The sequence below is a fragment of the Streptomyces sp. NPDC048416 genome (assembly GCF_043200435.1).
Lineage (GTDB): Bacteria > Actinomycetota > Actinomycetes > Streptomycetales > Streptomycetaceae > Streptomyces.
In genome coordinates, this window is record NZ_JBICXU010000013.1 from 1 (window position 1) to 20,749 (window position 20,749).

The window sequence follows — 20,749 nt, forward strand, 5'->3', positions numbered from 1 at the left end:
GATAGCGGAGCTATCGGGGCGTTTCGGCAACGCCGCGAGGTGCCGTGCCAGGCGCCGCACCCCCGGCCATGATCCACCAGACACCCCCTAGCCCAAGGAGCCCGCATGCAGGTACTCCCTCTCGTCTTCACGAGTGGCTGGGCCAGCGGTGTCAACGCCTATGCGGTGGTGCTGCTGCTCGGGATTTTCGGGGCCACCGGGCTCAGCGACGACGTGCCGGGGGCGCTTCAGCGGCCCGACGTGCTGATCGTGGCCGGAGTGCTCTTCCTCTGTGAGGCGGTCGCGGACAAGATTCCGTACGTCGACTCCGTCTGGGACGCCGTGCACACGGTGATCCGGCCCCTCGCCGGGGCCGTCGTCGGTGCGCTGCTCGCCGGGCAGAACGGGTCGCTGCCGGATCTCGCGGCGGGCGCGGTGGGCGGGTCCACGGCGCTGGTGAGTCATCTCGTCAAGGCCGGGACGCGGATGGCGGTGAACACCTCGCCCGAGCCGTTCAGCAACATCGCGCTGAGCGTGGCGGAGGATCTGGGCGTGGCCGGGATCATGACGTTCGCGATCTTCCACCCCGTCGCGGCGGCCGTGATCGCGGGCGCGCTCCTCGTGCTCGGCATCGTGATCATCGTCGTGATGTGGCGCCAGATCCGCCGTTACCGGCGGCGCAGGGCGCAGCGCCGGTAGGAGAAGCGGCTGGCCGCGGCCGGGGTGGTGCGACCACCGGAGTGATGTGTCAGTGGCGGCGGATAAAGTCGCCGGCATGGCACGGATTGTGGTGATCGGCGCCGGCATGGGCGCCATGGCGGCTGCCGCCCGGCTCGCGGTGGCGGGCCACCGGGTGACGGTGTACGAGCGCTCGTCGACGTACGGCGGCGCCGTTGGGCGGTTCGAGCGGGACGGGTTCACATTCGACACCGGCCCCGCTCTGCTGCGGCTGCCCGCCGTCTACCGCGACCTGTTCGTGAAGACCGGCAAGGAGCCGCTGGAGAGCCGCGTGGAGCTCGCCCCGGTCGACCCGGCGTCGCGTCACCTCTTCGCCGACGGCAGCGAGGTCTCGCTGCCCAACGCCTCGCGCGCGGGCGTGATGTCGGCGTTGGACGGCGCTGTGGGCGAGGGCGCCGGCGAGCGCTGGGGAGCGTTCCTGATCCGGGCCCGCGAGGCCTGGGACCGCACGCGCCGGCCCCTCCTCGAAGAGCCCCTGTGGCCCAACTGGCAGGTGCTGGCCCGCGAACCCTACCCAGCCGTCGAGCGGCGCCGTCTGCTGCGCTCGCCCCGTCGGGCCACCACGCTCGGCGAGGTCGCCGCGCAGGAGCTCGGCGGCGGCAGGCTCGGCGCGCTCCTGGCGAGCTACGCCCTGGAGTACGGCCTCGACCCGGCCACGGCCCCGGCCGCCGCGGCCGTGCTGCCGTACATGGAGCAGACCTTCGGCAGTTGGTACGTGCGCGGCGGCATGCGGGAGCTGGCGAGGGCGCTGTACGAGCGGTGCCTGGCCAGGAAAGTCGCGTTCGTCTTCGACGCCGAGGTCACGCTGGTCGGCGAGAAGGACGGCCGGGCCGCCGGTGTCGAGCTGGCCGACGGCACGGTCGTCGAAGCGGACCAGGTGGTGTGCGGCGCGGATCCGCGCGGGCTCCAACTGATGCCGCCCGGGCGCGAGTTGTGGGCTCCGGACACGATCGGACCCAAAGCCGCGGCGCTGCCGAGCCGGTTCACGGTGCTGCTCGCCCTGCGCGGCGCGCGGCCGTCGGACGCCGTGCACCGCACCGTGGTGCACTCCCCCGACGCCGCCGCCGAGGCCCGCGCCGGCTTCGTCGGCCCGCACACCGGGCCGCCGACCGTCACGGTCCTGCGGCCCGACGACCCGGCGGTGCGGCCCGACGACGACCACGAGGCGGTGACCCTGACGGCGACCGTCGCCCCGCACGGCCCGGTCGACTGGACGGACGCGGCGCTGGTGGGGCGGTACGCGGACGAGTTGATCGGGGCCGCCGCACGGGCCGTGCCCGAGCTGCGCGAGCGCCTGCTGTGGCACGAGGTCCGCACCCCTGTGCAGGTCGCCGAGGCCACCGGCGCGCAGGGCGGCTCGGTGCCTGCGCCCTCGCTGGCCGGCGCCGGCGCCGCGTTCCTGCACCCCGCCAACACCACCGGGCTGGCGGGGCTTCACCTGGCGGGCGGCTGGTCCCACCCGGGCGGCGGCCTCGCGCACGCCGGGATGTCCGGCGCGCTGGTGGCCGGCCTGATCGTCGAGGGGGAGGACTTCCGGGGCTCGCAGTGAGGGCCGCATGGACGCACCGGTGGCGGCCCGCCTCGAAAACCCCGCGGCGCGGACTTGCGGGCCCGCGGTGAGCGCCCGGCGCGGACTCATCGGAGCGGGCCGCGAGCACCCCGTGCGGACTTCCCGGACCGTGGCAAGGGGGACGGCGCGCGGTCAGTAGCGATAGGGCTGCTGCTGCTCCGGGTGGTAGGGCAGGTCGGGCTGGTTCGGGTCGTACGGCTGGTGGGGCGGCTGTTGGCCCTGCTGCTGGACCTGCTGCTGCTCATAGGGGGCGTACGCCTGCTCCCCGTCGCGCTGGTGCGGCACCCAGACGCCGCCGGGCGGGGTGTCCGTGCCGTACTGCGCGGCGAGCGGGTCGGCGTAGGGCTGCTGGCCGCCGAAGCTGTCGTAGCCCTGGTAAGTGCCGTACGCCTGACCGCCGTTGCCGATGTACGGGTCGGAGTAGGCGGCGTACTGCTGCTGCCCGGCGCCGCTCTCGTCGTACTGCGGGGCGTAGGGATCGGCGTACGGGTCGGCGTAGGGCTGCTGCGGGTCGTACGCGCCGTAGGCGGGCTGCGCCTGCGTCTGCGTCGCCTGCACCTCGGCCTGCTGGGCGGGGCTGTAGATGCCGTACTGGCCGGTCTCGTCGGGCATGGGCTGCGGTTCGTAGACCGAATCGCCCTGCGGGGTCTGGCCGTTGGCGTCCGGGGAGGCGTCGGCTTCGGCTCCGCTCTCGTACTGGAGGTCGGTGACCTCAAGGGCCGGCTGCGCCACGGCGGCACTCTTGCGGGCGGCCCTGCGGCGGCGGCTCGCGCCCGGCCTTCCGCCCAGCGCCCAGCCGGTGGAGAAGCCCTTGCGGAAGGACAGGGTGACGTACACCTGGCCGACGGCGAAGGTGATCACGCCAAGGACGATCACGAGGACCGACGAGAGCAGAACACCGAGGACCACGCCCAGGAACCCCGTGAAGGCCAGCAGTCGCCAGCGCAGTCGCGCCTTGTACTGCAGCAGCACCTCCCCCAGCAGCCACAGTGCGACGATCGCGAACGCGATGTAGAGGACCGTCCAGCCCATGTACGCCCCTCTTCTCCTGTCCCGGGTGCGGCTGTCCCCCGACCCGGGTACCGGTTTCCGGCTACGCCTGCTGGTGCAGACCGAGATTCTCGTAGATTTCGAGCGTCGCCGTGGAGTTGTTGAGGGTAATGAAGTGCAACCCGGGAACGCCATCGGCGAGCAGCCGTGAGCAGAACTCAGTGGCGAACTCGATGCCAATGGAGCGTACAGCGGCCGGATCGTCCTTGACCGCCAGCATCCGGTCCCTGAGGTCGGCGGGGAAGACCGCGGTGCTGAGCTGGGGCAACCGCTCCAGCTGCTTCACGCTGGTCACGGGCATGACCTCGGGGATGATCGGGGTGTCGCAGCCGGCCGCCGCGACCCGGTCGCGCAGCCGCGCGTAGTTCTCGGGCTCGAAGAACATCTGCGTGATGGCGTAGTCGGCGCCCGCGCGGCACTTGTCCACGAAGTTCCGGATGTCGGCATTCCAGTCGGTGGAGCGGGGATGCATCTCGGGGAAGGCGGCGACGCCGACGCAGAAGTCGCCGGACTCCCGGATGAGCGAGACCAGTTCGGCCGCGTAGGTCACGCCCTGGGGGTGCTTGACCCACTCGCCCATCGGGTCGCCCTTCGGGTCGCCGCGCACCGCGAGGATGTTGCGGATGCCGGCGTCGGCGTACTGGCCCACCGTGTGGCGCAGCTCCGCGATGGAGTGCCCGACGGCGGTGAGGTGGGCGACCGGGGTGAGGGTGGTGTCCTCGGTGATCTGCTGGGTGGCCTCGACGGTTCCGGTACGGGTGGTGCCGCCCGCCCCGTACGTCACGGAGACGAAGTCGGGGGCTACCGCCTCGACCCGGCGCAGCGCGTTCCAGAGGTTCCGCTCACCCTTCTCGGTCTTGGGCGCGTAGAACTCGAAGGAGTACGTGGTCTCGCCGGTCGCGAGCATGTCGCGCACGGTGCGCGCGCGATCAGTCCGGGTGGAAGCTGTGCCATGGGCCATATGGGCAGGTTAGCCAGGGGTGGTCGGTCCCCCAACAGAACGGGGGCAAATTGTCCACATTGTCGGACTTCTGTCCATCCCTCGGACATGATCGGTCCACCCGGCGCGGGTGGCCCCCGGGCTAGGGGGTGTCTGGTGGATCAGGGTCGGTCAGGGTGCGGCGCCTGGTGCGGTGCATCGCAAGGCGCCGGAACGTCGTGATAGCGGAGCTATCGGGGCGTTTCGGCAACGCCGCGAGGTGCCGTGCCAGGCGCCGCACCCCCGGCCATGATCCACCAGACACCCCCTAGACCTGCCGCTCCCTGACCCGCTTGGCCAGGTCGGCGGCGGCCGCGGCCGGGTCGGCGGCCTCGGTGATCGCCCGTACGACCACGACGCGGTCCGCTCCCGCGTCCAGGACCTCGTCCAGGTTGCCCGCGTCGATGCCGCCGATCGCGAACCAGGGCCGGGCGGTGGCGAGCGAGGCGGTGTGGCGCACCAGGCCGAGGCCCGGCGCCTGGCGGCCCGGCTTGGTGGGGGTGGGCCAGCAGGGGCCGGTGCAGAAGTAGTCCACGCCCGGTTCGGCGGCGGCCGCGGCGGCCTCGGCCTCCGCGTGCGTGGAGCGGCCGATCAGCACGTCGTCGCCCAGGATGGCCCGGGCGGCGGGCACCGGTAGGTCGCCCTGGCCCAGGTGCAGCACGTCGGCGCCGATCGCGTGCGCGACGTCGGCCCGGTCGTTCACCGAGAGCAGCTTGCCGTGACGGCGGCACGCGTCGGCGAAGACGGCCAGGTGGTCGAGCTCTTCGGCGGCCTCCATGCCCTTGTCCCGCAGCTGCACGATGTCCACGCCGGACGACAGGACGGCGTCCAGGAACTCGGGCAGGTCGCCCTGACGCCTGCGTGCGTCGGTGCACAGGTAGAGCCGGGCGTCGGCAAGCTGCTCACGGGCCGTGGGCATGGAAGGTCCCCCGTTGTGTTCGTCTTCGGCCGGGCCGCGCGGTGTACGGGCCGGCTGGACCGGACCGTACACCGCGGGTTGTCGGCGCTGGTGGGTGGGCTCGCTCGGCTCAGAGGGCGAGCGCCTGGGCGCGGCGCTTCACCTCCGTGCCGCGGTTCTCACTGAGGGCCTGCGCGGGGGTGCCGGGCAGGCTCGGGTCGGGAGTGAACAGCCACTCCAGCATCTCCTCGTCGGAGAAACCGTCGTCCCTCAGGAGCGTCAGGGTGCCGGTGAGGCCCTTGACCACCTTGTCGGTGTCGATGAAGGCGGCCGGCACCTGCAGGGCCCTGTTCTCACCTCGGCGTACGGCGATGAGCTGGCCCTCCTTGACCAGCTGCCGTACGCGCGTCACCTCCACGTCCAGCATCTCCGCGATGTCGGGGAGGTGGAGCCAGGCGGGGACGAGAGCATCAATCTTTGCGTCAATCTCGGTCACGGGACAAGCGTGCCACCTCCGACTGACACTCGGTACCGGGGTGGTCCCTCGGGGGCTGCGCCCCGGCCCCCTTCGGGCTGCCCCGGCGGGGGCGGCTGCCGGGGTTGCCGGCCGTTCTGAGCCGGTCGCGGGTTCCCCGCGGCCCTGTGAGGCAAGGGGCGAAGCCCCGGACCGGCTTACGGCTGCGGACCGTGCGTGGCTGGTCGCGCAGTTCCCCGCGCCCCTGTAGGGCAACCGGCGCCAACCCGTCGCGCCCACCGCCGCGCAACGACACAGCCCCGCGCCCCTGTAGGGCAACCGGCGCCCATCGGCCGCGCCCACCGCCACGCGACGACACAGCCCCCTGCCCCTTGGCTGCTCGGTGCCGACCGGCATGGGCATCTTCAGCCTGTCCGGCGATTGAGGACGAGCGCCGTTCAGGCGCGGCGGGGTCTGGGGCGAAGCCCCGGACCGCCTTGCGGCTGCGGACCGTGCGTGGCCGGTCGCGCAGTTCCCCGCGCCCCTGTAGGGCGACCTGCGCCCATCGGTCGTGCCCACCGCGGCGCGGCGACACAGCCCCGCGCCCCTTGGCTGCTCGATGCCGACCGGCATGGGCATCTTCAGCCTGTCCGGCGATTGAGGACGAGCGCCGTTCAGGCGCGGCGGGGTCTGGGGCGAAGCCCCAGGGCCGGCTTACGGCTGCGGACCGTGCGTGGCTGGTCGCGCAGTTCCCCGCGCCCCTGTGGGGCACCCAGCACCGCACCCGTCGCGCCAACCCGCCGCGCGGCCACCGCGCTAACGCAGCGTCGCCGACTTCAGCGGTACGGACGGGTCCGCCAGCTGGGCCGGGGACATCGGTGTCGCGGATTCGATCAGTTTGCGGCCCTGGGCCAGGTCTCTGGGGCGGCCCACCGCCAGGACCGCGACCAGCGCGCCGTCCCTGAGCCAGCAGACCGACCACGGGGTCGACGACGGGTCGCCGCGCCGGACCAGTTCGTCGGTGTCGCGGTGGTGGCCCGCGTACTGGACGAAGCGGCCGAACTGCTCGGACCAGAAGTACGGCACCGGGTCGTAGTCGGCGGGGGCCTCGCCCACGATGTCGGCGGCCACCGTGCGCGGGCCCTGGAGCGCGTTGTCCCAGTGGTGGACCAGCAGGCGTTCGCCGAACCGGGCCGAGGGGAACGAGGCGCAGTCGCCCACCGCGTACACGTCGGGCAGCGAGGTGCGCAGGCGGGCGTCCGCCGTGATCGCTCCCTCGGGGCCGAGCGCGATGTCCGAACCGGCCAGCCACCCCGTCGCGGGGCGGGCGCCGATGCCGATGACCACCGCGTCGGCGGGCAGGGCCCGGCCGTCGGCGAGCCGTACCTCGCCCGGCACGACCGCCTCCACCCGGGCGCCGGTGACGAGTTCGGCGCCCGATTCGGCGTACCAGGCGGCCATCGGGGCGGCGACCTCCGTCGGGAGCACCCCGGCGAGCGGATGGTCGGCCGCTTCCACGACGGTGACCTCACAGCCCGCGTCGCGGGCGGCGGTGGCGAACTCCGCGCCGATCCAGCCCGCGCCCACCACCACGATCCGGTGCCGCTGGTCGAGGACCGGGCGAAGGCGCCGCGCGTCGTCGAGGGTGCGCAGCAGGTGGACGCCGGGCACTCCCCCGCTGCCGGGCAGGGTGAGGGGTTCGGCGCCGGTCGCGATGACGAGGGTGTCGTAGCCGACCTCGCCCGCCTCGGTCACCACGCGGTGCTCGGCCGGGCGCACCCCGGTGACCTCAAGGCCCAGGCGCAGGTCGACGCCGAGCGCTTCGAAGTCGACCTCGAAGGCCGAGCCCTCGGCCTTGCCGAGCAGGACCGCCTTGGACAGCGGGGGCCGGTCGTAGGGCTGGTGGGGTTCGGCGCCGATGAGGGTGATGGCGCCGGGGAAGCCCTGTTCACGCAGGGCCACCGCGGTCTGCACGCCGGCCATGCCCGCGCCCACGACGACCACGTGCCGCGCTTCGGATTGCGTCTGGTGCGTCTGCTGTTCGCTCACGCGATCACCATAAGCAGCTGACCATTCGTCAGGTAAGGGGCCGTGTCGGCGCGCGCAGACCCCGGGGCCCATCCCGACCCCCTCGACGCGCGCACCACCCGGGCCCACCTCGGCCCCCTGGGCGCGCCCACCCCCAGGCCCCGCCCCCCTCGACGCGCGCACCCCCGCAGCGTCGGCATACGCGCCCTTGGCCGCCCGGACGCTCCCTTACTGCGGGCCGACGGCTCGGGCTATGGTGGCAGGCGTAAAGCACTCGCGGGAGCCCGGACGCACCGGGCTGAGAGGGAGGCTGGGCGGCCTCCGACCGTACGAACCTGATCCGGGTCATGCCGGCGAAGGGAGGGGCTGGACGCCCATGCGTTCTTCACACGACAGGCCCGGGAACGGGTCCGACGTCCTGGTGGTCGGGGGCGGTGTCATCGGGCTCGTCACCGCCTGGCGGGCCGCCCAGCGCGGCCTCGACGTCGTGCTCGTCGACCCCGAGCCGGGCGGCGGCGCCGCCCAGGTCGCGGCCGGGATGCTCGCCGCCGTCACCGAACTCCACTACGGCGAGCAGAGACTGCTCGCCCTGAACGTCGAATCCGCCCGCCGCTACCCGGCCTTCGTCGCCGAGCTGAGCGAGACCACCGGGCTGGACACGGGGTACCGCGCATGCGGCACCCTGGCCGTGGCCCTGGACTCCGACGACCGCGCCCACCTGCGCGACCTGCACGCGCTCCAGGTCCGCTGCGGTCTGGAGTCCGAGTGGCTTTCCGGGCGCGACTGCCGCCGCCTCGAGCCCATGCTCGCGCCGGGTGTGCGCGGCGGCCTGCGGGTCGACGGCGACCACCAGATCGACCCGCGCCGCCTGGCCGCGGCGCTGGTCGCCGCCTGCGCGGAGGCCGGCGTGCGCTTCGCGTACGGCTGGGCCGAGCGGCTCGTGGTCGTACGGGAACGGGCGGCCGGGGTCGTCCTGGCGGACGGCACCGAGCTTGCAGCCGACCAGGTCGTGCTCGCCGCCGGCAGCCTCAGCGGCCGCCTGAAGGGCGTACCGGAAGAAGTCCTTCCGCCCGTACGTCCCGTGAAGGGCCAGGTCCTGCGCCTGACCGTGCCGCCCGCGTACGCGCCGTTCCTGTCCAGGACGGTGCGGGCGGTGGTGCGGGGCAGCGACGTCTATCTCGTACCGCGTGAGAACGGCGAACTCGTGCTCGGCGCCACCAGCGAAGAGCTCGGCTGGGACACCACGGTCACCGCGGGCGGGGTCTACCAACTGCTGCGCGACGCCCACGAGTTGGTGCCGGGCATCACCGAGCTCCCGCTCACCGAGACCCGGGCGGGCCTGCGCCCCGCCTCCCCCGACAACGCGCCGCTGCTCGGCCCGACGGCGCTGCCCGGGCTGCTGCTCGCCACCGGGCACTACCGCAACGGGGTGCTGCTCACCGCCGTGACCGGCGATGTCATGGCGCACGTCCTCGCCACCGGTGAACTGCCCGACGAGGCACGCCCGTTCACCCCCCGCCGCTTCGCCCACGCACCCTGGGAGCTGACGACCGCATGACCGTCTCCGTCAACGGCGAGCCCCGAGCGCTTGCCTTGGGCACCACCCTCGACGCCCTCGTCGCCGCCCTCACCCCGTCCCGCTCCGGTGTCGCCGCCGCCGTCAACGAGGCGGTCGTGCCGCGCAGCGCCTGGCCGACGACCACGCTCGGCGACGGTGACCGCGTCGAGGTCCTTACCGCCGTGCAGGGGGGCTGAACCATGGCCGACGACGTGCTGACCATCGCCGACACCACCTTCGGCTCCCGGCTCATCATGGGCACCGGCGGGGCGCCGAGCCTCGCCACCCTGGAACGCGCGCTCGCGGTGTCCGGCACCGAGCTGACCACGGTCGCCATGCGCCGTCTCGATCCGACCGTGCAGGGCTCGGTCCTGTCCGTCCTCGAACGGCTCGGCATCAGCGTCCTGCCCAACACGGCGGGCTGCTTCACCGCGGGCGAGGCCGTGCTCACCGCGCGCCTGGCCCGGGAGGCGCTGGGCACGCACTGGGTGAAACTGGAGGTCGTGGCCGACGAGCGCACCCTGCTGCCCGACCCGATCGAACTGCTCGACGCCGCCGAGACGCTGGTCGACGACGGGTTCACGGTGCTGCCGTACACCAACGACGACCCGGTCCTCGCGCGCAAGCTGGAGGACGTCGGCTGCGCGGCGATCATGCCGCTCGGCTCCCCCATCGGCTCGGGGCTCGGCATCCGCAACCCGCACAACTTCGAGCTGATCGTGGACCGGGCGGGCGTCCCGGTGATCCTCGACGCGGGTGCGGGCACGGCCTCCGACGTGGCGCTCGCGATGGAGCTCGGCTGTTCCGCGGTGATGCTCGCCTCCGCGGTGACCCGGGCCCAGGAGCCGGTCCTGATGGCGGAGGCGATGCGGCACGCGGTGGAGGCGGGCCGGCTGGCCCACCGCGCGGGCCGCATCCCGCGCCGCCACTTCGCCGAGGCGTCCTCGGCGATGGAGGGGCGGGCCGCGCTCGACCCCGAGCGCCCGGCGTTCCAGGCCGTTCCGTCCGGGTCGGACCCCGCGGGCCCGGCATGATCCAGCAGAGCGGCCCCCGTCACTCGCGGCGGCGAAGGAGCAGGTCCGCGTCACAGCTCGGCTTCAGTACGGGCCCAGCAACGCACGCGGCGTGAAGGGCGTCGCGGGGCGCTCGTAAACTCTCCCCGTGGATACGACCCTTCATGACCCCCTCGTCGGGCAGGTGCTCGACGGCCGCTACCGCGTCGACGCGCGCATCGCCGTCGGCGGTATGGCCACGGTCTACCGGGCCGTCGACACCCGCCTCGACCGGGTGCTCGCCCTCAAGGTGATGCACCCCGGCCTCGCCGCCGACGCCACCTTCGTGGAGCGCTTCATCCGCGAGGCCAAGTCGGTGGCCAGGCTCGCGCACCCCAATGTGGTCGGCGTCTTCGACCAGGGCGCGCAGGACCAGTACGTCTATCTCGCCATGGAGTACATCGCGGGCTGCACCCTGCGTGATGTGCTGCGCGAGCGCGGCGCGCTCCAGCCGCGTGCGGCCCTCGACATCCTGGAACCGGTACTCGCCGCACTCGGCGCCGCCCACCGGGCCGGCTTCGTCCACCGGGACATGAAGCCCGAGAACGTCCTGATCGGCGACGACGGCCGGGTCAAGGTCGCCGACTTCGGCCTGGTGCGGGCCGTGGACTCGGTGACGAGCACCACCGGCTCCGTCCTTGGGACCGTCTCCTACCTCGCGCCCGAGCAGATCGAGCACGGCACCGCCGACACCCGCGCCGACGTGTACGCGTGCGGCGTGGTCCTGTACGAGATGCTGACCGGCGCCAAGCCGCACCACGGGGACACCCCCGCCCAGATCCTCTACGCCCACCTCCACGAGGGCATGCCCGCGCCGTCCGCGGCCGTGCCCGGCCTCGCCATCGAGCTGGACGACCTGGTCGCATCGGCGACCGCCCGCAACCCCGAGGTGCGCCCGCACGACGCGGTGGCCCTGCTCGCGCTGACCCGCACGGCCCGCGCCGCGCTCGACGACGAGCAGCTGGACGCCGTACCGCCGGGCGCGAGCGGCGCGGCAGGCGGCGCCGGAGCCGAGGACCGTACGAGCGTGATCCCCCGGGCCGCGACGACCCCGGTGACACCGGCGGGCGTACCGCTGCCCGCGGAGAACGCCGGGCAGGAGCCGGTGAACCGCACCAGCCGGCTGATCATCCCGCGGCGCAGCGAGGAGGACCCGGAGCCGCAGCCGGCCGCGCGGACGGCCCGGAGCCGGTTCGCCGGGCGGCGCGGGCTCATCGCCCTGGTGACCGCGCTCCTGGTGGTCCTCGGGGTCGGCGCGGGCGTCTGGTACATCAACTCCGGCCAGTTCACCCGCGTCCCCGCGCTCATCGGGCGCAGCGAGGACGCGGCGAAGCAGAAGCTCTCGGGCGCCGGGCTCGGCGTCAAGAAGGTCGACCGGCAGTTCAGCGACACCGTCGAGCGCGGCCAGGTCATCTCGACCGACCCGGCCACCGGTGCCCGCATCCGCGGCAACGGCTCGGTCACGCTGGTCGTCTCGCGCGGTCCCGAGACGGCTCAGGTGCCCAAGCTGGACGGGATGCCGCTGGACCGGGCCAAGGACGAGCTGAACAAGGCGGGCTTCGCGCCCGGCGACACCACCAGCGAGTTCAGCGACAGCGTCGCGCAGGGCGCGGTGATCCGTACCGATCCGCCCGCCGGCGTCAAGCGGCACACGGACACGGCGGTCGCGCTCGTCGTCAGCAAGGGCGCCCCCGTCGACATGCCCGTGGTCGTCGGTGACACGCTGGCCGACGCCACCTCCGCCCTCCAGGACGCCGGCCTGAAGGTGGCCGTGGCGCCCGAGCAGGTCAACTCCCCGCAGGACGCGGGCAAGGTGGCCGCGCAGTCGTCCCCGCAGCACGCCCGGCTCACCAAGGGCGACACCGTCACCCTGACCGTGTCCAAGGGCCCTCGGACGGTCACCGTGCCCAAGGTGACCGGCGAGAGCGCCGACGACGCCCAGAAGGCCCTGGAGGCGGCCGGATTCAAGGTGAAGGTCGACCGCAGCTTCCCCTTCCTCAGCGACGAGGTCTCCGGTCAGTCCGTCGCCGCCGGCGCCCAGGCACCCGAGGGCTCCACCGTCACGATCACCACCAAGGGACTGTAGTCACCCCATGCGCAACCCCATCGGCGGCCACGTCCCCGTGGCCGGTGGCCTCGCCACGGTCGGACTCGCCTACGCCCGCGACATCGGCGCCGAGACCGTGCAGGTCTTCGCCGCCAATCCGCGCGGCTGGGCGACGCCGGCCGGAAATCCGGCCCAGGACGAGCGGTTCAGGGCCGAGTGCGCGGCGGCGTCGATCCCGGCGTACGTCCACGCGCCCTACCTCATCAACTTCGGTTCAAGCACCGGGGCCACGGTGGAGAAGTCGGTGGAGTCGCTGCGGCACTCGCTGCGCCGGGGCCGGGAGATCGGCGCGCTGGGCGTGGTCGTGCACACCGGTTCGGCGACCGGCGGGCGTCCGCGTGCGCAGGCCCTGGCGCAGGTCCGTACGCATCTGCTGCCGCTGCTCGACGAGCTGACCCACGACGACGACCCGTTCCTGCTTCTGGAGTCGACCGCCGGGCAGGGCTTCTCGCTCTGCTCGCGCACCTGGGACTTCGGGCCGTACTTCGAGGCCCTGGACGCCCACCCGAAGCTCGGGGTCTGCCTGGACACCTGTCACATCTTCGCCGCCGGGCACGATCTGGCAGGGCCCGGCGGCATGAAGCAGACCCTGGACCTGCTGGTGGAGACGGTCGGCGAGGGGCGGCTCAAGCTGATCCACGCCAATGACTCCAAGGACGTGGTCGGCGCACACAAGGACCGTCACGAGAACATCGGCTCCGGGCACATCGGCGAGGAGCCGTTCCGCGAGCTGCTGGCCCATCCGTCGACCGCGGGCGTTCCGCTCGTCATCGAGACCCCGGGCGGCAAGGAGGGGCACGCCGCGGACGTGGCCAGGCTGAAGTCGCTGCGCCTCTAGGGTGCCGGGCGGTTCAGAGCTCCGGGCCGTCCCCGGGCTCCTCCTGGTAGGAGTACCGCTGCTCGCGCCACGGGTCGCCGACGTTGTGGTAGCCCCGCTCCTCCCAGAACCCCCGCCGGTCCGCGGTCATGTACTCGACGCCGCGGACCCACTTGGGGCCCTTCCAGGCGTACAGGTGCGGGACGACGAGGCGCAGCGGGAAGCCGTGTTCGGCGGTGAGCAGTTCGCCGCCGTTGTGGGTGGCGAAGACCGTACGGTCGGAGAGGAAGTCGGCCAGGCGCAGGTTGGAGCTGAAGCCGTACTCGGCCCAGACCATGACGTGGGTGACATCGGGCGCGGGCGGCGCGAGTTCGACGATCGTGCGGGCCATGACCCCGCCCCATTCGGCCCCGAGCATCGAGAACTTGGTGACGCAGTGCAGGTCGGCGATCACGCTCTCGAACGGCAGCGCCGAGAACTCCTCGTGGTTCCAGCAGTGCTTGTCGCCGTCGGCGGTGGCCCCGAAGACCCGGAACTCCCAGCGCTCCGGCTTGAACTTGGGCACCGGCCCGTAGTGGGTGACCGGCCAGCCGCGCTGGAGCCGCTGGCCCGGCGGAAGCTCCGACTGCGCTGCTCCCTGCCGCTCCCGGCTCTCCGGCTGACCCATGACTCCATGGTGACAGACCCCGAGGGGTGGTGATGACCAGGGACGTCCCGATTCGGGCAACTCCTACTAAGCATGCACTTACTGGACGGTCCCTGATCACGGTGCGAGGATGCGCGAAACCTGCCCGGTTACCGTTGTGGAAGGAGCCTCTGCGATGCAGGGCGACCCCGAGGTCATCGAATTCCTGAATGAGCAGTTGAGTGCCGAGCTGACGGCGATCAACCAGTACTGGCTGCACAGCGCGATGCAGGCCAACTTCGGCTGGACGAAGCTGGCCAAGTACACGCGTCACGAGTCGATCGACGAGATGAAGCACGCGGAGGTGCTGACCGACCGGATCCTCTTCCTGGACGGCCTGCCGAACTTCCAGCGGCTCTTCCATGTCCGCATCGGGCAGACGGTCACCGAGATGTTCCAGGCGGACCGGCAGATCGAGGTCGAGGCGATCGACCGCCTCAAGCGCGGCGTCGAGGTCATGCGGGCGAAGGGCGACATCACGTCCGCGAACATCTTCGAGTCGATCCTGGCCGACGAGGAGCACCACATCGACTATCTCGACACCCAGCTCGAACTCGTCGAGAAGCTGGGCGAGGCGCTGTACATCGCGCAGCTCATCGAGCAGCCGGAGAGTTAGGCCGCCGGGGGCGAAGCCGGGGCCGCGGCGTCAGGCGGCGTCGTCGAGGGCGGGGGCGAACTCCGGGGTGACGGAGGTCAGCGCGGGGCGCCCCTGGTCCACCAGTTCCCGGCGGGGGCAGGAGCCACGCCCGAGCAGCGCCTGGATGCGGCGTACGCACGAACCGCAGTCGGTGCCGGCCTTGCAGGCGGAAGCTATCTGGCGGGGGGTGCAGGCACCGCCGTCCACGTGCTTCTTGACCTGCTCCTCGGTGACACCGAAGCAGTTGCATACGTACACGCGGTTCACCTCCCGGGGCGATCGGCGCGGCATCGACAAGGAAAGCCCCTCCCGATGATCGGTGAGGCAACCCTAACCTTACCTGGAGCCCCCGGCGCGCAAAAGCCCCTGATACGGCAGTGGGGCGCGGATCACATGGATCCGCGCCCCACTGCCGTACGGAGCGAAAACTACTGGTCGCGGTACATCTCGGCGACCAGGAACGCCAGGTCGAGGGACTGGCTGCGGTTGAGGCGCGGGTCGCAGGCCGTCTCGTAGCGCTGGTGGAGATCGTCGACGAAGATCTCGTCGCCGCCGCCCACGCATTCGGTGACGTCGTCACCGGTGAGCTCGACGTGGATGCCGCCCGGGTGGGTGCCGAGCGCCTTGTGGACCTCGAAGAAGCCCTTGACCTCGTCCAGGACGTCGTCGAAGCGGCGCGTCTTGTGGCCGGAGGCCGCCTCGAAGGTGTTGCCGTGCATGGGGTCGGTGACCCAGGCGACGACCGCGCCGGACGCGGTGACCTTCTCGACGAGCTCGGGGAACTTGTCGCGCACCTTGTCGGCGCCCATGCGGACCACGAACGTCAGCCGGCCGGGCTCACGGTCCGGGTCGAGGCGGTCCACGTAGGTGAGCGCTTCGTCGACGGAGGTCGTCGGGCCGAGCTTGATGCCGATCGGGTTGCGGATCCGGGAGGCGAACTCGATGTGCGCCCCGTCCAGCTGCCGGGTGCGCTCACCGATCCACACCATGTGGCCGGAGGTGTCGTACAGGTGGCCGGTGCGCGAGTCGACGCGGGTCAGCGCCGACTCGTAGTCGAGGAGCAGCGCCTCGTGCGAGGCGTAGAACTCGACGGCCTTGAACTCGGCGGGGTCGGTGCCGCAGGCCTTCATGAAGTTCAGCGCGTTGTCGATCTCGCGGGCCAGCTGCTCGTAACGCTGCCCGGACGGCGAGGACTTCACGAAGTCCTGGTTCCAGGCGTGCACCTGGCGCAGGTCGGCGTAGCCGCCGGTGGTGAAGGCACGCACCAGGTTGAGCGTGGAGGCGGAGGCGTTGTACATCCGCTTCAGGCGCTCGGGGTCGGGGACGCGGTCCTTCTCGGTGAAGGCGAAGCCGTTCACCGAGTCGCCCCGGTAGGTCGGCAGCGTCACGCCGTCGCGGGTCTCGGTGCCCTTGGAGCGGGGCTTGGAGTACTGGCCGGCGATGCGGCCGACCTTCACCACGGGCACGGAGGCCGCATAGGTCAGGACGGCGCTCATCTGGAGGAGCGTCTTGAGCTTGGCCCGGATGTGATCGGCGGAGACGGCGTCGAAGGCCTCGGCGCAGTCACCCCCCTGGAGCAGGAACGCCTCGCCCTGGGCGACGGCTCCCAGACGGGCGCGCAGCTGGTCGCACTCGCCCGCGAAGACGAGCGGCGGATACGATTCGAGGTCCGCGATCACATCGCGCAGGGCCTCGGCATCGGGGTACTCGGGCTGCTGCGCCGCGGGAAGGTCACGCCAGGTGTTTACATTCACGGTCACCGGACCCACATTACGGGGTCGGCCAAGCCGTCCATTCCCACGACCACCAAGTGAGACACCGGCCACCCGGACACACCCGTCATGACCGCGAGGGCAGAGATGCGGTCCCGGAGGTCCGGACCGTGACCGACCATGATCATCCCTTGTTAATGTCACGCCAGTTACCGACTGTGGGACAAACGTGACCAGGGGTGGGTGTGAGCCGAAGCGTGACCAGCGGGCAGCAGAAACACACGAAGAGGAAGTTCGTGGGGTACGGGGTGGCCGGGGCGCTGGCGCTCACCGCGCTCGGCCCCCAGGCGTTCGCGGCGCCGGCCGCGGCGGGCGGCAGCGGCACCCCGGGAAGCGCCGGCAGCACCGGGAGCGCCGGGAGCACCGCCCTTCAGGGCCAATTCGCCCGCGCCGCAAGGGAGTTCAAGGTTCCGCAGAGCGTCCTGATGGCGGTCTCCTTCCGCCAGACGCGCTGGGAGGACCACGACGGGAAGCCCAGCACATCGGGCGCGTACAACGTCATGGGGCTGACCCGGGTGCTGCCCGGCGATGTCGAGCGGCCCAACGCCCAGGACCGGCAGGCGCACCTCGATCTCAGCGGCGACCCGGCCGTCATGAAGCGGTTCGACGCCCATGAGGCGCCGGCCGCCGAGCCCGCCGTCGACACCACGGCGCCCGCCCTGCACACCCTGGACGAGGCCGCGAAGCTCATCGGCGCGCCCGTGGACACGGTGCGCGCCGACGCGGGCCAGAGCGTCCGGGCGGGCGCGGCCCTGCTCGCGCACTACCAGCGCGCGGCGACCGGCTCGCTGCCGGCCGACCCGGGCGCCTGGTACCCGGCGGTGGCCCGCTACAGCCAGGCCCCCGACGCCAAGGGCGCCGACGCGTTCGCGGGTCGCGTCTTCGACTCGGTGCGCTCCGGCGAGCGCCGGGTCACCACCGACGGGCAGACCCTCGCGCTGCCCGCGGAGCCGGGCGTCGAGCCCGCCGCCCCCGGCGTCGCACCGGCCGGCCCCGTGAGGAAGGCCCTGGCGGCCGACCCGGCGGCCCCGGCCCCGGCCCCCGAGTGCCCGGCCGGGCTCACCTGCGACTACGAGCCGGCCGACCCGAACAACTACAACGTGGCGACGCGGCCGGACAACGGATACGACATCCGCCAGATCGTGATCCACGACACCGAGGGCTCCTACGACGGCTCCATCAAGACCTTCCAGGACCCGAAGAGCTCGGCGAGCACGCACTACATCGTCAAGGACGACGGAAGCCTGGTCACCCAGGTGGTGGCGACGAAGGACGAGGCGTACCACGCGGGCAACAAGTCGGTGAACATGCACGCGCTCGGCATCGAGCACGTGGGCTTCGCGATGAAGCAGGGCAGCTGGTACGGCGAGCCGCTGTACGACGCGTCCGCGACGCTGGTGAAGTACCTGGCCGGCCGGTTCTCCATCCCGCTGGACCGCGAGCACATCATCGGCCACGACGAGGTGCCGGGCCCGCTGGACGGCTATGTGGCGGGGCAGCACTGGGACCCGGGCCCGTTCTGGGACTGGAACCACTACATGTCGCTGCTCGGCGCCGACGACTGCGCCGGCAACCGGATGCCGTCGGCCGGGCAGGTCGTCAAGGTCGTGCCGCCGTTCACGCCGCGCACCACGACGTACTACGACCCGACGACCAAGGTCCGCACCACCTTCGACCAGCCGGCCAACTTCGGCTATCTGTACGCGGCCCCGTCCGCCGACGCCGCCGCGCTGACCGACCCGTACCTGGGCGACCAGGTCGCGACCGAGGGCCCGAACTGGGCCAACAAGGTCGTGGCGGGCGGCCGGTACGTCGTCGCGGACCGCGCGGGCGACTGGACGGCGATCTGGTACGGCGGGCAGAAGGCCTGGTTCCACAACCCGGGCGGCCGCTACACCTCCGTCGTGGCGCGCTCGGCGGCCCCGGTCGTCGTGAAGGCCAAGGGCAGCGCACCGGTGCAGGTCTACGGGCGCTCCTACCCGGAGGACGCGGCGTACGCGGGCACCGGGGTGCCGGTGCAGGGCAGCAACTCCGCGTCCCTGACGAAGTACACCATCCCGGCCGATCAGGCTTATGTCGCCGCCGGTGACGCGGTCGCGGGCGACTACTACTACGGCGGCACCACGCTCGGCACCCTGGTCAAGGGCGCCCAGACGTTCTACCCGATCCGCTACAACCACCGGATCGCCTGGGTGAGGGCGGCCGACGTCCAGCCGGTCGCACCCGGGCACTAGGGGGTGTCTGGTGGATCATGGCCGGGGGTGCGGCGCCTGGCACGGCACCCTGACCGACCCTGATCCACCAGACACCCCCTAGGACGCCGCTCGACGGCGCCGCGACCGGGCGGCGCCGTCGGGTAGAGTGCCCGCCATGTTCGCGCACTCGACCCAGAACTGGTGGTGGACCGCTCATCCGGCGGCCCACTGATCCGCGCGTACTCACAGACGCACGAAGGCCGCCCCGAGGGGCGGCCTTCCGTGTTTTCCCGGGCCGTTCCTCCCGCTCACCCCGCCGGAAGGAACCCCATCCCATGCTCATCCAGAGGCTGTTGGACGAGAACTGCCCGCCGTTCGCGCTGCTGCGCAGACGCACCCCCGGCCGCGACCACGACACTGTCGAGGTGCTGATCGGCGAGGTCCACGAGGCCGAGTACCTGGCCGACCTGCCCGTCGGGGACCGGCCCGCCCTCGCCCTTGTGCCGTTCCGGCAGATCAGGGAGCGCGGCTTCGACGTGCGGGACGACAAGACCCCGCTCGCGGTGCTGGTCGCCGACGAGAGCCACGAACTCCCGCTCGCGGACGTGCTCGCCGCACTGCCCGCGCACGAGGTGCGGGTCGAGGACGGCGGCTTCGACGTCAGCGACGAGGAGTACGCGGGGATCGTCCGGCGGGTGATCGACGACGAGATCGGCCGGGGCGCGGGCGCCAACTTCGTCATCCGGCGCACGTTCACGGGCCAGATCCCGGGGTTCGGGCGGGCCGACGCGCTGGCCCTGTTCGGCCGGCTGCTCGCGGGCGAGCGGGGCGCGTACTGGACGTACGTGGTGCACACGGGCGCGCGCACGCTGGTCGGGGCGAGCCCCGAGGTGCACGTGCGGATGTCCGGCGGCACGGTCGTCATGAACCCGATCAGCGGCACCTACCGCTACCCGGCGCAGGGCCCCACCCCCGAGGACCTGCTGGCCTTCCTCGCCGACCGCAAGGAGACCGACGAGCTGTCGATGGTCGTCGACGAGGAACTGAAGATGATGTGCACGGTCGGCGACAGGGGCGGCGTCGTGATCGGCCCCCGGCTGAGGGAAATGGCCCATCTCGCGCACACCGAATACGAGTTGAGGGGCCGCTCCTCGCTCGACGTCCGGGACGTGCTGCGCGAGACGATGTTCGCGGCGACCGTCACCGGGTCCCCCGTGCAGAACGCGTGCCGTGTCATCGAGCGCCACGAGCCCGGCGGCCGGGTCTATTACGCGGGCGCGCTCGCGCTGCTCGGCCTGGACGCGGGCGGCGCCCAGACGCTCGACTCGCCGATCCTGATCCGCACGGCGGACATCTCCCCCGAGGGCCACCTGAGGGTGCCGGTCGGCGCCACGCTCGTACGCCACTCGGACCCGGCGAGCGAGGTCGCCGAGACCCACGCGAAGGCGGCGGGGATCCTGGCGGCGCTGGGGGTGCGGCCCGGCCGGCCCGCCACCGATGCCGTACGCCCGCGCCTCGCCGATGACGCCCGGGTGCAAGCGGCGCTCGACAGGCGGCGGGCCGATCTCGCGCCGTTCTGGCTGCGGATGCAGGACCGGCCGGCCGAGCCGAGTGGTTCGGCCCTGGTGGTGGACGGCGAGGACACCTTCACGGCGATGCTCGCGCACGTCCTGCGCTCCGCGGGCCTCGCTGTGTCGGTGCTCCCTTACGACGCCCCCGGGCTGCGCTCACGGGCGCTCGCCCACCGGGGCCCGGTGATCCTCGGCCCCGGCCCCGGCGACCCGTCGGACGCGGCCGATCCCAAGATGCGCCTCCTTCGCCCGCTGGCCGCCGAGCTCCTGCGCGAGCACCGGCACGGCCTGCTCGGCGTCTGCCTCGGCCACGAGCTGATCGCGGCGGAGCTCGGCCTGGAGATCGTGCGCAAGCGGGAGCCGTACCAGGGCGCGCAGGTGCGGATCGACCTGTTCGGGCAGGAGGAGACGGTGGGCTTCTACAACAGCTTCGCGGCGCGCTGCGAGGAGGCCCCGGCGGGGGTGGAGGTGTCGCTCGACCCGGCGACGAAGGAGGTGCACGCGCTGCGCGGCCCGGGATACGCGGGCATCCAGTTCCACCCGGAGTCGGTGCTGACCCTGCGCGGTCCCGAGGTGGTCCGCGACCTGCTGGAACGGGTGGCGGCGGCACGCTGAGCCCGCGCGGGACGCGTCGGGTGCGGCCTCAGCGCGTCGGGTGC

19 protein-coding genes and 1 riboswitch are annotated in these 20,749 nt (G+C 72.5%); of the genes, 11 read left to right on the top strand and 8 right to left on the bottom strand.

From position 1 onward, the window contains the following. Positions 1 to 105 precede the first annotated feature (105 nt). Together ACGFW5_RS18390 and ACGFW5_RS18395 are read left to right on the top strand one after the other, a co-directional pair. Entirely contained in the window at positions 106 to 678 is a 573-nt protein-coding gene (locus ACGFW5_RS18390) for a DUF4126 domain-containing protein (RefSeq protein WP_393835279.1), read from the top strand. Positions 679 to 754: 76 nt separating this feature from the next. Next, positions 755 to 2,266 (top strand): phytoene desaturase family protein, encoded by a 1,512-nt coding sequence (locus ACGFW5_RS18395; protein ID WP_393835280.1) that lies wholly within the window; start codon positions 755 to 757, stop codon positions 2,264 to 2,266. 153 nt (positions 2,267 to 2,419) lie between these two features. Here ACGFW5_RS18395 and ACGFW5_RS18400 read toward each other — a convergent pair whose 3' ends face one another. The 5 genes from ACGFW5_RS18400 to ACGFW5_RS18420 all read right to left on the bottom strand — a co-directional run bounded on the left by ACGFW5_RS18400 (position 2,420) and on the right by ACGFW5_RS18420 (position 7,717). Continuing rightward, positions 2,420 to 3,319 (bottom strand): hypothetical protein, encoded by a 900-nt coding sequence (locus tag ACGFW5_RS18400; RefSeq protein WP_393835281.1) that lies wholly within the window; start codon positions 3,317 to 3,319, stop codon positions 2,420 to 2,422. A gap of 61 nt (positions 3,320 to 3,380) precedes the next feature. Further along, entirely contained in the window at positions 3,381 to 4,298 is a 918-nt protein-coding gene (gene metF / locus ACGFW5_RS18405) for a methylenetetrahydrofolate reductase [NAD(P)H] (protein ID WP_393835282.1), read from the bottom strand. A 286-nt stretch (positions 4,299 to 4,584) separates the two neighbouring features. Continuing rightward, positions 4,585 to 5,235 (bottom strand): thiamine phosphate synthase, encoded by a 651-nt coding sequence (gene thiE / locus ACGFW5_RS18410; RefSeq protein ID WP_393835283.1) that lies wholly within the window; start codon positions 5,233 to 5,235, stop codon positions 4,585 to 4,587. Positions 5,236 to 5,344: 109 nt separating this feature from the next. Then, positions 5,345 to 5,710, bottom strand: coding sequence for an Rv2175c family DNA-binding protein (locus tag ACGFW5_RS18415; RefSeq protein WP_393835284.1), 366 nt, complete (start codon positions 5,708 to 5,710; stop codon positions 5,345 to 5,347). Between the two features lie 774 nt (positions 5,711 to 6,484). Continuing rightward, positions 6,485 to 7,717, bottom strand: coding sequence for an NAD(P)/FAD-dependent oxidoreductase (locus ACGFW5_RS18420; RefSeq protein WP_393835285.1), 1,233 nt, complete (start codon positions 7,715 to 7,717; stop codon positions 6,485 to 6,487). Positions 7,718 to 7,962: 245 nt separating this feature from the next. Continuing rightward, positions 7,963 to 8,075, top strand: a riboswitch (TPP riboswitch). On the opposite strand from ACGFW5_RS18420, the gene thiO reads away from it, so the two are divergent. From thiO to ACGFW5_RS18445, 5 genes are all read left to right on the top strand, one after another. Further along, positions 8,073 to 9,254 (top strand): glycine oxidase ThiO, encoded by a 1,182-nt coding sequence (gene thiO / locus ACGFW5_RS18425; protein WP_393835286.1) that lies wholly within the window; start codon positions 8,073 to 8,075, stop codon positions 9,252 to 9,254. It overlaps the preceding riboswitch by 3 nt. Continuing rightward, positions 9,251 to 9,451, top strand: coding sequence for a sulfur carrier protein ThiS (thiS, locus tag ACGFW5_RS18430; RefSeq protein ID WP_393835287.1), 201 nt, complete (start codon positions 9,251 to 9,253; stop codon positions 9,449 to 9,451). The genes thiO and thiS overlap by 4 nt, the downstream gene beginning before the upstream one ends. 3 nt (positions 9,452 to 9,454) lie before the next feature. Next, complete coding sequence (locus tag ACGFW5_RS18435; RefSeq protein WP_393835288.1) at positions 9,455 to 10,288, top strand: thiazole synthase; 834 nt, start codon at positions 9,455 to 9,457, stop codon at positions 10,286 to 10,288. Positions 10,289 to 10,415: 127 nt separating this feature from the next. Continuing rightward, a complete protein-coding gene (gene pknB / locus ACGFW5_RS18440; protein ID WP_393835289.1) occupies positions 10,416 to 12,392 on the top strand; it encodes a Stk1 family PASTA domain-containing Ser/Thr kinase in 1,977 nt (658 codons plus the stop codon). A 7-nt stretch (positions 12,393 to 12,399) separates the two neighbouring features. After that, positions 12,400 to 13,251 carry a deoxyribonuclease IV gene (locus ACGFW5_RS18445; protein ID WP_393835290.1) on the top strand — a complete coding sequence of 284 codons (852 nt, stop codon included), beginning with the start codon at positions 12,400 to 12,402 and terminating at the stop codon, positions 13,249 to 13,251. Positions 13,252 to 13,264: 13 nt separating this feature from the next. On the opposite strand, the gene ACGFW5_RS18450 is transcribed toward ACGFW5_RS18445, so the two are convergent. Further along, positions 13,265 to 13,897 carry a sulfite oxidase-like oxidoreductase gene (locus ACGFW5_RS18450; RefSeq protein ID WP_393835291.1) on the bottom strand — a complete coding sequence of 211 codons (633 nt, stop codon included), beginning with the start codon at positions 13,895 to 13,897 and terminating at the stop codon, positions 13,265 to 13,267. Positions 13,898 to 14,051: 154 nt separating this feature from the next. Between ACGFW5_RS18450 and bfr the strand changes: the two genes are divergently transcribed. Then, a complete protein-coding gene (bfr, locus tag ACGFW5_RS18455; RefSeq protein ID WP_350229846.1) occupies positions 14,052 to 14,531 on the top strand; it encodes a bacterioferritin in 480 nt (159 codons plus the stop codon). A gap of 30 nt (positions 14,532 to 14,561) precedes the next feature. Here bfr and ACGFW5_RS18460 read toward each other — a convergent pair whose 3' ends face one another. Then, positions 14,562 to 14,819 carry a bacterioferritin-associated ferredoxin gene (locus ACGFW5_RS18460; RefSeq protein ID WP_393835292.1) on the bottom strand — a complete coding sequence of 86 codons (258 nt, stop codon included), beginning with the start codon at positions 14,817 to 14,819 and terminating at the stop codon, positions 14,562 to 14,564. A 161-nt stretch (positions 14,820 to 14,980) separates the two neighbouring features. After that, entirely contained in the window at positions 14,981 to 16,321 is a 1,341-nt protein-coding gene (locus ACGFW5_RS18465; protein WP_393835293.1) for a class II 3-deoxy-7-phosphoheptulonate synthase, read from the bottom strand. Between the two features lie 188 nt (positions 16,322 to 16,509). Between ACGFW5_RS18465 and ACGFW5_RS18470 the strand changes: the two genes are divergently transcribed. The 3 genes from ACGFW5_RS18470 to ACGFW5_RS18480 all read left to right on the top strand — a co-directional run bounded on the left by ACGFW5_RS18470 (position 16,510) and on the right by ACGFW5_RS18480 (position 20,705). Further along, the gene (locus ACGFW5_RS18470) at positions 16,510 to 18,558 is read left to right on the top strand and encodes an N-acetylmuramoyl-L-alanine amidase (protein WP_393835294.1); all 2,049 of its coding nucleotides are present in this window, start codon (positions 16,510 to 16,512) and stop codon (positions 18,556 to 18,558) included. 136 nt (positions 18,559 to 18,694) lie between these two features. Next, positions 18,695 to 18,751, top strand: a complete 57-nt coding sequence (locus ACGFW5_RS18475) for a trp operon leader peptide (RefSeq protein WP_071528813.1) — start codon at positions 18,695 to 18,697, stop codon at positions 18,749 to 18,751. Between the two features lie 103 nt (positions 18,752 to 18,854). Then, positions 18,855 to 20,705 carry an anthranilate synthase family protein gene (locus tag ACGFW5_RS18480; RefSeq protein ID WP_393835295.1) on the top strand — a complete coding sequence of 617 codons (1,851 nt, stop codon included), beginning with the start codon at positions 18,855 to 18,857 and terminating at the stop codon, positions 20,703 to 20,705. Positions 20,706 to 20,749 lie beyond the last annotated feature (44 nt).